Genomic DNA, 14,167 nt, shown 5'->3' with positions numbered 1-14,167 from the left:
GGTCCCCCGCCGGACCCCGGTCAGTCCCCCAGGCGGGCCCGCACCACGAAGTCGTGCAGGGCGTCGTACGCGGTCGGGGCGTCGGCCAGCTTCGAGGCGGCCTGTGCCTCGTCGAGACGGATGTGCAGCGCCTCGACGTCGGCCTCGGCCCGGCTCGGGTCCACCGGCGCCGGCCCGTGCTCGGCCGCCGCCTTCGCCTCGATCAGCGCGGGCAGGTAGTCCGGCCCGAGGCCCACCTCGCCGTACAGCGTCGGCAGGTCGGCCTGGATCTCGCCGGTGCGCATCAGGTGGATGCCGGTGAGCAGCACCCGGAACGTGTACAGCAGCGGCTTCAGCTCGCCGGTCTTCGCGTACAGCCGCCACTGGGTGCCCGCGAACCCCCGGTAGTGGTGGGCGTGGTGCCGGGTGACGACGCCCCGCGCGAGGGCGGCGAGTTCGCGGTGCGCGGCGCCGGTGTGCACGACGAGCGGGGACAGCAGCTGTTCCAGCACGTATCCGTTGCGGCGGAGCATGAGGCGGACGAACGTGCGCAGGTCGTGCGTGACGAGGTCCATCTCGGTCCCGTCCTGCCACCACATCCGCGACCGGGTCTCCTCCGGCTCGCGCAGTCCCACCAGCGCCTCGGCGGGCAGCAGGTGCACGCCGCGCAGGTCGACGTCCGAGTCGTGGGACGGGAACCCGTACAGGTGCGCGCCGGAGACGGTCGCGAAGAGCAGCGGGTCGGGCTCCGCGGCGACCACGGCGGTCAGGTCCACGGAGGCGGGCAGCAGGGCGTTCTCGGTCATCCGCCCATGCTCCCCGACCCCGTGCGCGGGCCCCACCGAATTATCCGGCGGCGGCCCGCTCAGGCGGCGTCCCAGCGCTTGCCCAGGGCGAGCAGTTCGTCGCGGTGCTCGATCCGCTCGACCCAGGGCGCGGGCCAGGCGCCGGCGCCGAGCCGCGCCCCGGCGAACGCTCCGGCCAGCGCCGCGACGGAGTCGGAGTCGCCGGAGGTGCAGGCGGCCCGGCGCAGCGCGAGCACGGGGTCGTCGACGAACAGCAGGAAGCACAGCAGTCCGGTGGCGAGGGCCTCCTCGGCGATCCAGCCGGCGCCGGTGGCGAGGCAGGGGTCGATCTCCGGATTGGCGTCGCGCAGGGCGCGCTCCAGGCGGCCGAGGGCGTCCAGGCACTCGTCCCAGCCGCGCGCGATGAACTCCTCGGGGCCCGGGTCCTGCCCGCGCCGCCACAGGTCGCCGAGCCAGCGCTCGTGGTACCGGGTGCGGTTCTCCAGCGCGTGGCTGCGCAGCCGGCCGACCAGACCGGTGGGATCGGCGCCCTGCGCGAGGAGGTGCACGGCCCGCGCGGTCAGGTCGCTCGCGGCGAGCCCGGTCGGGTGCCCGTGGGTGAGCGCGGCCTGCAACTGGGCGGCTCCCGAGCGCTGTTCGTCGTCCAGGCCCGGTACGAGGCCGAGCGGCGCGACCCGCATGTTGGCGCCGCAGCCCTTGGAGTGGATCTGGCTGGCGTCGCGCCAGTCGCGCGCGGGGTCCTCCAGGAGGTCGCAGGCGCGCAGGCAGGTGTTGCCGGGGGCGCGGTTGTTGTCGGGCGAGCGGTTCCAGGCGATGAACTCGCGGCGCAGCGCCTCGGCGTACTCGGCCGGGGAGTCGGGGGCACCGGCCCGCGCCACGGCGAGCGCCATCTGGGTGTCGTCGGTGATCCAGGCGACGGGCCCGGGCAGCTCCATCTCGCGCCAGGGCCCGCACTTCGCGAGGATCGCCGGTACGTCGTTGAACTCGGTCGGGAACCCGAGCGCGTCCCCGAGCGCCAGTCCGAGCAGTGATCCGGTGGCGGCGCGCCCGATCACGGCGAGACCCCCTTCTTCGCGTCGGGCACCGGCTCGGGCGCGGGCCGCAGCAGCGGCGGGTGGAGGGATCCGGCGCCGCCGGCCCGGTAGAGGGCGGCGGGCTTGCCGCGGCCGCCGGTGAGCCGGGAGGCGCCGGGGACCTGGGCGACGAAGCCGGGGGTGGCGAGCACCTTGCGGCGGAAGTTCGCCGGGTCGAGTTCGGTGCCCCACACCACTTCGTAGACCTGCCGCAGCTCGCCGAGGGTGAACTCGGGCGGGCAGAAGGCGGTGGCCAGGCAGGTGTACTCCAGCTTGCCGCCGATCCGGTCGTGGGCGTCGGCGAGGATCCGGTCGTGGTCGAAGGCGAGCGGGCCGTAGGCGCCGCCCGCCCCCTCCTCGTACGGCAGCCAGGCGGCCCGGGCCGCGTCGCCGCCGCCCTGGGCCTGCGGCGCGTCCGGCACCAGGGCGGCGAAGGCGACGGAGACGACGCGCATCCGGGGGTCGCGGCCCGGCTCGCTGTAGGTGCGCAGCTGCTCCAGGTGGAGCCCGGCGACGTCGTCGAGGCCGGTCTCCTCGGCCAGCTCGCGCCGGGCCGCCTCCTCCGCGGCCTCGTCGGGCTCCAGGAAACCGCCGGGCAGCGCCCACTGTCCCGCGTACGGCTCCTGGCCGCGCTCGACGAGCAGAATGTGCAGCCGCCCGGATCTGAGTGTGAAGACAGCCAGATCGACGGTGACGGCGAACGGTTCGTAGGCGTACTTGTCGTAGCCCTGCACGGACATGCGGCGACCCCCTCCCTTATTAGTCCAATCGACTTTAAAGGAGGGGGTCGCCGACGACAACCCCTTGCGGGAGTCCGGTCTACAGGTCGACTTCCTTCATCAGCATGCCGACCTCGGTGTTCGACAGGCGGCGCAGCCAGCCCGACTTCTGGTCGCCCAGGGTGATCGGGCCGAAGGCGACGCGGACCAGCTTGTCGACCGGGAACCCGGCCTCGGCGAGCATCCGCCGCACGATGTGCTTGCGGCCCTCGTGCAGGGTGACCTCGACCAGGTAGTTCTTGCCGGTCTGCTCGACGACGCGGAAGTGGTCCGCCTTCGCGTACCCGTCCTCCAGCTGGATGCCGTCCTTGAGCTGCTTGCCCAGGTCGCGCGGGATCGGGCCCACGATGTGCGCGAGGTAGACCTTCTTCACGCCGTACTTCGGGTGCGTGAGGCGGTGCGCCAGCTCACCGTGGTTGGTGAGCAGGATGACGCCCTCGGTCTCGGTGTCGAGCCGGCCCACGTGGAACAGCCGCGTCTCGCGGTTGTTCGTGTAGTCGCCGAGGCACTGGCGGCCCTCGTTGTCCTCCATGGTGGAGACGACGCCCGCGGGCTTGTTCAGGACGAAGAACTGGTACGACTGCGTGGCCACGGTCAGGCCGTCGACCTTGATGACGTCCTTCTCGGTGTCGACGCGCATGCCCTGCTCCAGGACGATCTCGCCGTTGACCTCCACGCGGGCCTGCTCGACCAGCTCCTCGCAGGAGCGCCGCGAGCCGTAGCCGGCCCGGGCCAGCACCTTCTGGAGCCGCTCGCCCTCCTGCTCGGCGCCGGGGAAGGTCTTGGGGAGGTTCACCTTCGGCTTGCCCGCGTACCGCTCGCGGTTGCGCTCCTCGGCCCGCGCCTCGTACTCGCGCGAGGTCGCCGGGACCCAGCGCCCGCGGCCCTGTGCGGGCTGCTGCCCGCGCTTGGGGCCGCCCTTGGCACCGCCGCGCGCCGAGGCGCCGCGGCCCGTCTTCGGGCCGTCCTGCGTGCCGCCGGGGCCCACGTCGTAACGCCGCTCCTCCGGGCGCGGCCGCTTCGGGCGCTCGTTGCCGCCCTGCTTGTCGTCGCGGTCGTTGCCGGCGCCGCGGTGGTTGCCCCGGCCGCCGCCACTCCCGCCGCGGCCGCCGCTGTTGCCACCACGGCTCCCGCCGTTGTTTCCGCTGCTGTTCCTGCCGCTGCTGCTTCGCATCAAATTTCCGTTAGTCGGCTGTGTGCTCGGTGTGCTCCGGACCCGGCGCATCGGGTGCGTCCGGGTCGAAGGACGGAACCCCTTCCAGCGTGTCCGCCTCGATCGCGTCCGCCTCGGGGAGGAAGGGCGCGAGCTCCGGCAGCTCGTCCAGGCCGCGCAGGCCCGTCCGCTCCAGAAAGTAGTTCGTCGTCCTGTACAGGATCGCACCTGTTTCGGGTTCCGCGCCCGCCTCCTCCACCAGACCCCGCTGGAGCAGGGTCCGCATGACCCCGTCACAGTTCACCCCGCGCACGGCGGAGACCCGGGACCGGCTGACCGGCTGGCGGTACGCGACCACGGCCAGGGTCTCCAGGGCGGCCTGGGTCAGCCGGGCGATCTGCCCGTCCAGGACGAAGCCCTCCACGGCGGCCGCGTAGGCGGGCCGGGTGTAGAACCGCCACCCGCCGGCCACGAGCCGCAGCTCGAAGCCGCGCCCCTGCACGGTGTACTCGTCGGCGAGGGCCCGCAGGGCGTCCGCGACGGCCCGCCGGGGCCGCCGCAGGATCCGGGCGAGGTGCTCCTCGGTGGCCGGCTCGTCGACGACCATGAGCACGGCCTCCAGCGCGGGTTTGAGGTCGAGCCCCTCGACACCGGTCGCGGCGTCCACACTCATCGCGCACTCTCCTTGTCGTCGCCGACGGGCTCGGGGGCCCGGTCGAACTCGTCGGTCACCACCGGGCGCCCGTCGCCGTCACCGCCGGTCCACCGCACGAGCAGCTCGCCCAGCGCGGTCTCCTGGTCCAGCGCGACGGCCTTCTCGCGGTACAGCTCCAGGAGCGCCAGGAACCGGGCGACGACGGTGAGGGTGTCGTCGGTGTCGGCCACCAGCTCCCGGAAACTGGCCTCGCCCCGCTCCCGCAGCCGCGCCATGACCACGTCCGCCTGTTCCTGGACGCTCACCAGCGGGGCGTGGATGTGCTCGACGTACACCTGCGGCTTCGGCCGGGGCTGCATCGCCTTGACCGCGAGCCGGGCGAACCCCTCGGCGCCGATGCTGATGACGACGTCGGGCAGCAGTTCGGCGTGGTGCGGCTCCAGGCCGACGGTCCGCGGGTAGCGGCGGCCCTCCTCGTCCATCCGCCGGACGAGGATGTCGGCGATCTCCTTGTACGCGCGATACTGGAGCAGCCGGGCGAAGAGCAGGTCGCGGGCCTCCAGGAGCGCGAGGTCGGCCTCGTCCTCGACCTCGGCGGCGGGCAGCAGCCGGGCGGCCTTCAGATCGAGCAGGGTGGCGGCGACGACGAGGAACTCCGTCGTCTGGTCCAGGTCCCCGTCGGGGCCCATGGCGCGGATGTACGCCATGAACTCGTCGGTGACCTTCGACAGCGCGACCTCGGTGACATCGAGCTTGTGCTTCGAGATCAGCTGGAGGAGCAGGTCGAAGGGCCCCTCGAAGTTGGCGAGCCGGACCGTGAAGCGCCCGTCGTCCACGACCTCGTCCACCGGACCGGCGGCCTCGGGAGGAGCGACGGCTTCAGGAGGAGCCACGGCGTCAGGAGAAGCGGCGGGACCGGCCGGATCCGCCGGGGCGGCGGCGGCCGGAGCGGCGGGCTCGGCGGCCCCGGGCTCCGCCTCCTGGGGCGCGGCGAGCGCCCCCCGCCCCAAGGCGCGCCGACGCGCACCCCGGTCGGGCGAACGGGAGGACGAATCGTTCACAGGCACAAGGCCGGAGGCTACCGCCCGCGCAGCCTGCGAACGAGAATGCTGGCGTCGCCGCGCGACTCCAGGTCGGCGAGGACCACGGCGACGGCCTCGCGCACGATCCGGCCCCGGTCCACCGCGAGCCCGTGCTCCCCGCGGAGCACCAGCCGCGCGTGCTCCAGGTCCATCAGCTCCTCGGCGGAGACGTAGACGGTGATCTTCTCGTCGTGCCGCTCACGGCCGCTGGGCCGCCGGTTCGCGGCGCGGGCGCGGCGACGGGCCTGGCCGGTCCCCCGGCCACCGCCGGCAGAACCTTCCTGCACGCCACCGGACGAGCGCCGCGCGGACTTCTCGGCCGCCTCCGTGGCGACGGACCGGCCCCGGGACCCGGAGTCGGACTCCGCGTCCGCGGCGGCGTGTTCGGCGGACGGCGCGGACTCGCCCTCGTCCTCCTCCGGCGCGGACGAGGCGGCGGCCGCCTCGTCGCTCTCGCCGGCCGGCGCGGGCACGCGTGCCTCGCCGTTCGCCGAGCGCCTCGGGGACGACGATTGCAGTGCCATGCCCCCGGTCGTACGGAACAGTTCGTCGGCCCCCGGCAGACTCACTCGGCGTGACACCGGGCGAGCACCTCCCTGGCGAGCTGACGATAGGCGGCGGCGCCGACGGAGTTGGACGCGTAGGTGGTGATCGGCTCACCGGCGACCGTGGTCTCCGGGAAGCGCACGGTCCGGCCGATGACCGTGTGGTACACGTGGTCGTCGAAGGCCTCGACGACGCGGGCGAGCACCTCACGGCTGTGCACGGTCCGCGAGTCGTACATCGTGGCGAGGATGCCGTCGAGTTCGAGCTCGGGGTTGAGCCGCTCCTGGACCTTCTCGATGGTCTCGGTCAGCAGCGCGACACCGCGCAGCGCGAAGAACTCGCACTCCAGCGGGACGATCACCTTGTGGGCGGCCGTCAGCGCGTTCACGGTCAGCAGACCGAGCGAGGGCTGACAGTCGATCACGATGTAGTCGTAGTCGTCCATCAGCGGCTTGAGCGCCCGTTGCAGCGTGGACTCCCGCGCGACCTCGCTGACCAGCTGCACCTCGGCGGCGGACAGGTCGATGTTGCTGGGCAGCAGGTCCATGTTCGGAACGGCCGTCTTCAGCAGCACCTCGTCGGCGGACATCCCCCGCTCCATGAGCAGGTTGTAGACCGTGAGGTCGAGTTCCATCGGGTTCACGCCGAGCCCGACCGACAGGGCGCCCTGCGGGTCGAAGTCGACGAGCAGGACCCGGCGGCCGTACTCGGCGAGCGCGGCACCCAGGTTGATGGTCGACGTGGTCTTGCCGACGCCGCCCTTCTGGTTGCACATCGCGATGATCTTCGCCGGGCCGTGATCGGTCAGCGGTCCTGGAATCGGGAAGTACGGAAGCGGCCGCCCGGTGGGTCCGACGCGCTCGCGGCGCTGGCGTGCAGCGTCGGGCGCGAGCGTGGCCGCGTACTCCGGATCGGGCTCGTACTCGGCGTCTGGGTCGTAGAAGTGTCCCTCGGGGGACAGTTCGTCGTAGTCGGCGAAGCGGCTGTGTGTGTCGCCGCTTCGGTCGCCGGCCATGGCGTTCACGTGATGGCCATCCATGCTCTGGTGTGCTGTCTGCGTCGGCGTCTGCTGGGGGCTCTGCGCGGAGATGCCCCGATGGCCACTCTGGCGGGCGGCGAAGGTACGTACAGCGACGGAGCCGACAGCCTGAAGCCCCGCGGGTCCTTGTCCGCCTGGCTGGCCACCTCCGGGAGTAAATGTCGACTCATTCACAAGTCGTCTTACCTCCTTGGATGTGACCAGGAACATTTATCGATAGGTCAGCGTGGCACCATGCCGACGGTTTGCGACTCTATGGCGTGTCACCACTCCGCAGCAACACAATCCGCCGGACCCGGCACGATGTGTCGGCGCTTCAGCGACCGGTGAACACCCTCATGTCAAGGGCGTATGGCGGTTCTTCGACGGGTTTCGCAGGGGCGCGAATCGGTTGAAGGGTTACGTTCGCGGCGAGTTGACCACGCCCGCGCGCCCGCTGTGCCCCCAAAAGTGCGGCCGGACCCCTCACAAGGTCCGGCCGCAGGCGTGAGATTGACGACTCCCGTTGACGCGTACGCGGTCCGGGGGCCGGTCGGGGCGTCAGCCCAGGAGGGTCTCCAGCTCGATGTGGTCCAGGCCGTGGGCCTCGGCGACCTCCTTGTAAACGACCTTGCCGTCATGCGTGTTGAGGCCCAGGGCCAGGGCCGGGTCCCGGCGCAGGGCCTCGACCCAGCCCCGGTTGGCCAGCTCGACGATGTACGGCAGCGTCGCGTTGGTCAGCGCGTACGTCGACGTGTTGGGCACCGCGCCGGGCATGTTGGCGACGCAGTAGAAGACCGAGTTGTGGACCGGGAAGGTCGGCTCGGCGTGGGTCGTCGGGTGCGAGTCCTCGAAGCAGCCGCCCTGGTCGATCGCGATGTCGACAAGGACACTTCCGGGCTTCATCCGCGACACCAGCTCGTTGGTGACCAGCTTCGGCGCCTTGGCGCCGGGGATCAGGACGGCACCGATGACGAGGTCGGCGTCGACGCACGCCTTCTCCAGCTCGAAGGCGTTGGAGACGACCGTCTGGATCTTCGTGCCGAAGATCTTGTCGGCTTCCTTGAGCTTGTTGATGTCCTTGTCGAGCAGGGTCACGTGGAAGCCCATGCCGATGGCGATCTGCGCGGCGTTCCAGCCGGAGACGCCACCGCCGATGACGACGGCGCGGCCGGCCGCGACACCGGGGACACCGCCGGGCAGCACGCCGCGGCCGCCGTTGGCGGCCATCAGCTGGTAGGCGCCGACCTGCGGGGCGAGCCGGCCCGCGACCTCGGACATCGGGGCGAGCAGCGGGAGCGCGCGGTTGGCGGTCTCGACGGTCTCGTAGGCGATGGCGGTCGTGCCGGACTCCAGGAGCGCGTCGGTGCACTCCCGGGAGGCCGCGAGGTGCAGGTAGGTGAAGAGCGTCTGGTCCTTGCGCAGGCGGTGGTACTCCTGCGCGATCGGCTCCTTGACCTTCAGCAGGAGGTCGGCGGTGGCCCAGACCTCGTCGGCGGTGGGGAGGATCTGCGCGCCCGCGCCGACGTACTCCGCGTCCGTGATCGACGAGCCCACACCGGCGTTCTGCTCGACGAAGACCTGGTGGCCGTGGCGCACGAGCTCGTGCACGCCGGCGGGGGTGATGGCCACCCGGAACTCGTTGTTCTTGACCTCGCGGGGGATGCCGACCTTCATCGTCGATCACGGTCCTTGGCTCAGGGGATGTTTCGGACAAAGCACTACATACCAGCGCCCCGAGGGGTACACCGGAGACACCGCGGAAGGACGCGGCGGAGCCAGTCTAATGAAGGTTTTCTGGCTGTCTAGCCTTTCGATACATCAATCTTCTGCGGATGCACTGCGGATTTCGTAGGCGTTAGCGGCTTGTTCCGAAGGGTTTGCTTCCGGAGCGGCCTGCGCGCCCGTGGCATCCGCGGGGGCCGCCGGCGCCAGTTCCTCTCCCAGCATGCGCTCGGCGGCACTGCGGTGCAGCTTGGCCGCGGCCGGGTCGCCCAGCCGTTCGAGCGTGTCCGCGAGCCGCAGCTGGAGCGCCGCCTGAAGCCGTACGTCTTTGGCCTGGCGGGCCCACTCGACGGCCTCCTGGCACGTGTACAGCGAGTCCTCGGGCCGCCCCGCGTACTCCTGCACGCGCGCCAGTTCGCTCAGTGCCCGCGCCTGCGCCGGCACGTCGCCCTCCTTGCGGTACCCGGCGACGGCCGACCGCCAGCCGCGCAGGGCGTCGCCGTAGCGCCCGGCGTAGGTGTGCACCGTCGCGATCCGCCCGTGCAGCCGCGCGGCGTCCGCGCGCTCGCCCCGGGTGAGCCGCTGGGCGAGGGCGCGGCCGTACCAGTCGGCGGCCCGGTGCCAGTCCCCGAGCTGCTGGTAGGTGCCGCCTACGGATTCCATCGCGCGGCCGGTCGCGTACGGGTCGCCGGCCCGGCGTCCGGCGTCCAGCGCGGCCCGGTAGCGGGCCAGCGCCTCCTGGGTGCGGCCGGTCCTGGCGTCGAGGTCCGCGAGGTTGAGCAGGGCCGCGGCCTGCTCGCGCGGCAGGTCGCGGCGCTCGGCGACGTCGAGGACGAGCCGGTGGATGCCGTACAGCTCGGCGGCGGCGTCCTCGGGGCCGCGGTGCGCGACCAGGGCCCGGGTCAGGGCCGCCATCAGGCGGCGCGCGAGGGTGTCGAGCTCGCCGTCGGCCACGGCGAGCCGGGCCGCCGCGAGCAGGGTGGGCCGGCGCACCCGCAGCCAGTCGGCGGCCGCCTCGGCGTCGGTGAACCGCAGGGCGCTGGGCAGCCCCGCCAGCTTCTTGCGGGGCGGGGAGCCCTCGGGCTCGGTGACCGCGCGGCAGGAGGTGAGCAGCCGCACCGTGCGCTCCAGCATCCGGGCGCGGGCCAGCTGCACCTCGCCGGGCCGGTCCTGGGTCTCGGTGAGCCCGCGCAGCAGCGGCAGCAGGCAGCCCGGCACCTCGTACTGGGGCAGCTCGGAGGCGACGCCCCGCACCAGCCCGAGCGTCACGAAGTCGTCGAGGGTGGTGCGGGCGGCGGACACCGAGCAGCCGGCGAGCGCGGAGGCGGTGTGCGGGTCGACGTATCCCTCGGGCGCGAGGGACAGGTAGCGCAGTATCCGGGCGGCGGGGCCGGGCAGGGCCGCGTAGGCGTGCCGGAACACGCGGGCGAGGGCCGGGCCGTCGCCGTCCAGCGCGTGCAGCTGCTTGGCCAGGTCGGCGACGGACTCCTTCGGCCGGACCGCGAGCCAGCCGCCGGCGATCTCCAGCGCGGCGGGCTCCGATCCGCACACCTCGACCAGGGACTCGGCGGAGCGGGGGTCGCAGGTGATCCGGACGGAACCGGTGTGCCGGGTGAGCAGTTCGACCGCGGACTTGGTGTCGAGGCCGCCGATCGTGCAGGGGCGGACGTCCGGGATGCCGGTGAGGGGGCCCTCGGCGACGGCCACGACCAGGCAGTCCGGTGTCTCGGGCAGCAGCTCGGCCACCTGCTCGGCGCCGCTCGCGTCGTCGAGGAGCAGGACGGCCCGGCGCACGGACAGTCCCTCGCGCAGCCTCTCCGTCAGGTCGTCGGCGGACTCGCCGGGCGGTGCGGGCAGGTCGAGCGCGTCCAGCAGGTCGCGGGCGACGCGCTCGGTCGGCACCGGGGTGCCGTCGGGCGCGGTGAGCCGGGCGCGGACCGCGCCGTCGGGGTAGCGGTCGGCGATCTGGCGCAGCAGTTCGACGGCGAGTGCGGTGCGGCCGGTGCCGGGGCGGCCCGCGATGAGCAGCACCCGGGCCCTGGGCGCCTTGCGGCCCGACAGGGTGTCCAGGCCCGCGCGCTCGATGTCGGCGCGCAGCTCTTTCAACTCGCGGCCGCGACCGATGAACTGAGGGCCCGTCATGTCCAGGCCACGGCGGATGCGGCGCCGCTTTCGGGCTCGCCCCGAGGGCTCCTCGACCGCCTGATTCGTCACGGGCCACGCTCCGTCTCACGCCAGCCCCTCCGGGGGTCGGCCGGGGCGTGGCCGAGCCTAGTTCAGGGGGTGCCGTCGCCCCGGCCGGGCAGCGCGGGCAGGTCCCCCGATCGGATCAACGGATGGTCTGACCGGGCTAGTTCAGCCGCCCGCGCCCGCCGTCACCGGCACCCCCGCCCCGTCGTACCGGGCCCGCACGCCTCGGCCCGCGCGCGTCCTAGGCGTCGAACGGCCGGGCCGGCCACTCCGCATCGGCGGGCCGAAGCTCCTCGACCCCGCCGCCGGCCAGTGCGGCGCTCAACGACAGCACCCCCACCACCAGGCAGTTGTTGTGCAGCTCCCCGCGCAGCACCCCCTGCACCAGCTCCGCCACCGGCACCCGGGCGAACTCCATGTCCGCCTCCTCGTCCTCCACCTCGAACCGCGCCCCGTCCGCCTCGGACAGCCCGCGGGCCAGGAAGATCCGTACCGCCTCCGAGCACCCGCCCGGCGTGGTGTAGACGTCGGTCAGCACCCGCCAGTCCTCGGCCTTGACGTGCGCCTCCTCGTACAGCTCCCGCTGCGCGGCGTGCAGCGGGTTCTCCCCCGGCACGTCGAGGAGCCCGGCCGGGATCTCCCAGAGCTTCATGCCGACGGGGTGCCGGTACTGCTTCAGGAGCAGCACCCGGTCCCGGTCGTCGAGGGCGAGCACGGCCACCGAGCCGGGGTGGACCTGGTAGTCGCGCCGCGCCACGGACCCGTCGGGCATGACGACGTCGTCCGTGCGCACCGAGGTCTTGTTCCCGACGAAGGGGGTCGCGGTCTCCCGGACCTCCCACTGCTCGGCGCTGTCCTTGATCGTCGTCATGCCGGAACGTCCTCCCACGTGCGCAAAAGAAACCGGGGCACGTGCCGCATTTGGCACGCACCCCGGTAACCGTACCTCGCTGGTACGACAGGTCTTACTTGGCCTTCTTGGCCCCCGCGGCGGCCTTCACCTTGCGCTCCACGGCGGCCTTGACCAGGCCGGCGAACAGCGGGTGCGGACGCGTCGGGCGCGAGCGCAGCTCCGGGTGGGCCTGGGTGGCGACCAGGTAGGGGTGGACGTCGCGCGGGTACTCGACGTACTCGACGAGCTTGCCGTCCGGGGAGACGCCGGAGAACTGCAACCCGGCCTTCTTCTCCAGCTCGGCGCGGTAGGCGTTGTTCACCTCGTAGCGGTGCCGGTGGCGCTCCTCGACGTACTCCTTGCCGTCGTACACCTCGCGCACGATGGAGCCCTCGGCGAGCTTGGCCGGGTACATGCCCAGCCGCATGGTGCCGCCCATGTCGCCCTCGCCGGCGACGATGTCGAGCTGCTCGGCCATGGTGGAGATGACCGGGTGGGCGGTGGCGGCGTCGAACTCCGTCGAGTTGGCGTCCGGGATGTCGGCCAGGTTGCGCGCGGCCTCGATGACCGTGCACTGGAGGCCGAGGCACAGGCCCAGCAGCGGGATCTTGTTCTCGCGGGCGAACTGGATCGCGCCGACCTTGCCGCTGACCCCGCGGTCGCCGAACCCGCCGGGGATGCAGATCGCGTCGGCGTCGCCGAGCTGCTTCTTGGCGCCTGCCGGGGTCTTGCAGTCGTCGGACGTGACCCACTTGATCTTGACGCGGGCCTTGTTGGCGAAGCCGCCGGCGCGCAGCGCCTCGGTCACCGACAGATAGGCGTCGGGCAGGTCGATGTACTTGCCGACCAGCGCCATGACGATCTCGTGGTCGGGGTTGTGGACGCGGTCGAGCAGGTCGTCCCAGGTCGTCCAGTCCACATCACGGAACGGCAGGTCCAGCTTGCGGACGACGTACGCGTCGAGGCCCTCGGTGTGCACGACCTTCGGGATGTCGTAGATCGAGCGGGCGTCGGGGCAGGCCACGACGGCGTCCTCGTCCACGTCGCACATCAGCGAGATCTTGCGCTTGATGGCGGTGGGGACCTCGCGGTCGCAGCGCAGCACGATGGCGTCCGGCTGGATGCCGATGTTGCGCAGGGCGGCCACCGAGTGCTGGGTGGGCTTGGTCTTCAGCTCGCCGGAGGGGCCGATGTAGGGCAGCAGCGAGATGTGGACCACGAAGACGTTGTCGCGGCCGACCTCGTGGCGGACCTGGCGGACGGTCTCCAGGAACGGCAGCGACTCGATGTCGCCGACCGTGCCGCCGACCTCGGTGATCACGACGTCGACCTCGTCCGTCGCCATGCGGCGGATGCGGTGCTTGATCTCGTTCGTGATGTGCGGGATGACCTGGACCGTGTCGCCCAGGTACTCGCCGCGCCGCTCCTTGGCGATCACCTGCGAGTACACCTGGCCGGTGGTCACGTTGGCGCTGCCGTCGAGGTCGACGTCGAGGAAGCGCTCGTAGTGGCCGATGTCCAGGTCGGTCTCGGCGCCGTCGTTGGTGACGAACACCTCGCCGTGCTGGAACGGGTTCATCGTGCCCGGGTCGACGTTCAGGTAGGGGTCGAGCTTCTGCATGACGACGCGGAGACCCCGTGCCTTGAGCAGCATCCCGAGGCTGGAGGCGGTGAGGCCCTTGCCGAGGGATGAGGCGACACCCCCGGTGACGAAGATGTGCTTGGTCGTCGTGGATTTGGGCGTCATGGCCAAGAGGGGGCTCCCGTGGTCGCGGTCTGGGGTGCGTACCGGCGCGCTCACCCGACCGGTTCAGGGTCGTCCGGGGGAGGTGCCGTCGCTGCGGTTCGGGGGTTCTAGGACCACCGGCTCACGGGCTACCAGGGTATCAGCGCATCGGGGAGGCTGCTTCCGGCCACGCTCCGCACATGCGTCACCACAATGGTGCACCGGTATACCGCCGTCCCGGCACTCTCACCCGTGGCTCACCCGTTCGGCCCGGACGCGTTGCCCTGAGCGGCACGCGGATCACTTGAGCGCGTCGTATCCTGCTCGGACACTCGGCTGGCGAGTCACCTCAGGAAAACGGCACCACAACGGCAACACCCCCGCCCGTTCCCGCCCGTTCACCGGAATCCGAAGTCCGATCGCATCCGATCGCCGGTGCCTCCACCGGAACACCCGGCTCGTCAGTTCGTTTGACAACGTCGTATCAGGACGACGTATCAAGACGATTCGTTGACCGTATGTTTGACGTAGTCGACGATCGTT

General features: G+C 72.1%; 12 protein-coding genes. All 12 read right to left on the bottom strand.

The window, feature by feature from the left end; genetic code table 11:
* Positions 1–20: 20 nt before the first annotated feature.
* Positions 21–785, bottom strand: coding sequence for a DNA polymerase beta superfamily protein (locus tag ACIP5K_RS32490; protein WP_401415377.1), 765 nt, complete (start codon positions 783–785; stop codon positions 21–23).
* A gap of 59 nt (positions 786–844) precedes the next feature.
* Positions 845–1,840 carry an ADP-ribosylglycohydrolase family protein gene (locus tag ACIP5K_RS32485; protein WP_401415375.1) on the bottom strand — a complete coding sequence of 332 codons (996 nt, stop codon included), beginning with the start codon at positions 1,838–1,840 and terminating at the stop codon, positions 845–847.
* Positions 1,837–2,598: an NUDIX hydrolase gene (locus ACIP5K_RS32480; protein WP_401415373.1), complete on the bottom strand. Its 762-nt coding sequence runs from the start codon at positions 2,596–2,598 to the stop codon at positions 1,837–1,839. The genes ACIP5K_RS32485 and ACIP5K_RS32480 overlap by 4 nt, the downstream gene beginning before the upstream one ends.
* A 79-nt stretch (positions 2,599–2,677) precedes the next feature.
* Complete coding sequence (locus tag ACIP5K_RS32475) at positions 2,678–3,811, bottom strand: pseudouridine synthase (protein WP_401415371.1); 1,134 nt, start codon at positions 3,809–3,811, stop codon at positions 2,678–2,680.
* Positions 3,812–3,821: 10 nt separating this feature from the next.
* Complete coding sequence (scpB, locus tag ACIP5K_RS32470) at positions 3,822–4,463, bottom strand: SMC-Scp complex subunit ScpB (protein WP_401415370.1); 642 nt, start codon at positions 4,461–4,463, stop codon at positions 3,822–3,824.
* The gene (locus ACIP5K_RS32465; protein WP_401415567.1) at positions 4,460–5,506 is read right to left on the bottom strand and encodes a segregation and condensation protein A; all 1,047 of its coding nucleotides are present in this window, start codon (positions 5,504–5,506) and stop codon (positions 4,460–4,462) included. Before ACIP5K_RS32465 ends, scpB begins: the two co-directional genes overlap by 4 nt.
* Positions 5,507–5,523: 17 nt before the next feature.
* Entirely contained in the window at positions 5,524–6,108 is a 585-nt protein-coding gene (locus tag ACIP5K_RS32460; protein ID WP_401415368.1) for a hypothetical protein, read from the bottom strand.
* Positions 6,093–7,286, bottom strand: a complete 1,194-nt coding sequence (locus ACIP5K_RS32455) for a ParA family protein (RefSeq protein WP_401415366.1) — start codon at positions 7,284–7,286, stop codon at positions 6,093–6,095. The genes ACIP5K_RS32460 and ACIP5K_RS32455 overlap by 16 nt, the downstream gene beginning before the upstream one ends.
* 366 nt (positions 7,287–7,652) lie before the next feature.
* Positions 7,653–8,768, bottom strand: coding sequence for an alanine dehydrogenase (gene ald, locus ACIP5K_RS32450; protein ID WP_401415365.1), 1,116 nt, complete (start codon positions 8,766–8,768; stop codon positions 7,653–7,655).
* A gap of 144 nt (positions 8,769–8,912) precedes the next feature.
* Complete coding sequence (locus tag ACIP5K_RS32445) at positions 8,913–10,958, bottom strand: tetratricopeptide repeat protein (RefSeq protein ID WP_401415565.1); 2,046 nt, start codon at positions 10,956–10,958, stop codon at positions 8,913–8,915.
* A 289-nt stretch (positions 10,959–11,247) separates the two neighbouring features.
* Entirely contained in the window at positions 11,248–11,877 is a 630-nt protein-coding gene (locus ACIP5K_RS32440; RefSeq protein ID WP_401415364.1) for an NUDIX domain-containing protein, read from the bottom strand.
* 94 nt (positions 11,878–11,971) lie between these two features.
* Positions 11,972–13,645 carry a CTP synthase gene (locus ACIP5K_RS32435; protein WP_401415362.1) on the bottom strand — a complete coding sequence of 558 codons (1,674 nt, stop codon included), beginning with the start codon at positions 13,643–13,645 and terminating at the stop codon, positions 11,972–11,974.
* Positions 13,646–14,167 lie beyond the last annotated feature (522 nt).

The organism is Streptomyces sp. NPDC088785 (genome assembly GCF_044750685.1).
Classification (GTDB): Bacteria; Actinomycetota; Actinomycetes; order Streptomycetales; family Streptomycetaceae; genus Streptomyces.
Note: the sequence above shows the minus strand (reverse complement) of the source record. Positions and strands in the feature narration are given on the sequence as shown.

Excerpts from the sequence above, each read along its gene's own strand:
- scpB (WP_401415370.1), bottom strand. The coding sequence starts at position 4,463 with ATGAGTGTGGACGCCGCGACCGGTGTCGAGGGGCTCGACCTCAAACCC.
- ald (WP_401415365.1), bottom strand. The coding sequence starts at position 8,768 with ATGAAGGTCGGCATCCCCCGCGAGGTCAAGAACAACGAGTTCCGGGTG.
- ACIP5K_RS32440 (WP_401415364.1), bottom strand. The coding sequence starts at position 11,877 with ATGACGACGATCAAGGACAGCGCCGAGCAGTGGGAGGTCCGGGAGACC.
- ACIP5K_RS32480 (WP_401415373.1), bottom strand. The coding sequence starts at position 2,598 with ATGTCCGTGCAGGGCTACGACAAGTACGCCTACGAACCGTTCGCCGTC.
- ACIP5K_RS32490 (WP_401415377.1), bottom strand. The coding sequence starts at position 785 with ATGACCGAGAACGCCCTGCTGCCCGCCTCCGTGGACCTGACCGCCGTG.
- ACIP5K_RS32475 (WP_401415371.1), bottom strand. The coding sequence starts at position 3,811 with ATGCGAAGCAGCAGCGGCAGGAACAGCAGCGGAAACAACGGCGGGAGC.
- ACIP5K_RS32435 (WP_401415362.1), bottom strand. The coding sequence starts at position 13,645 with ATGACGCCCAAATCCACGACGACCAAGCACATCTTCGTCACCGGGGGT.
- ACIP5K_RS32445 (WP_401415565.1), bottom strand. The coding sequence starts at position 10,958 with ATGACGGGCCCTCAGTTCATCGGTCGCGGCCGCGAGTTGAAAGAGCTG.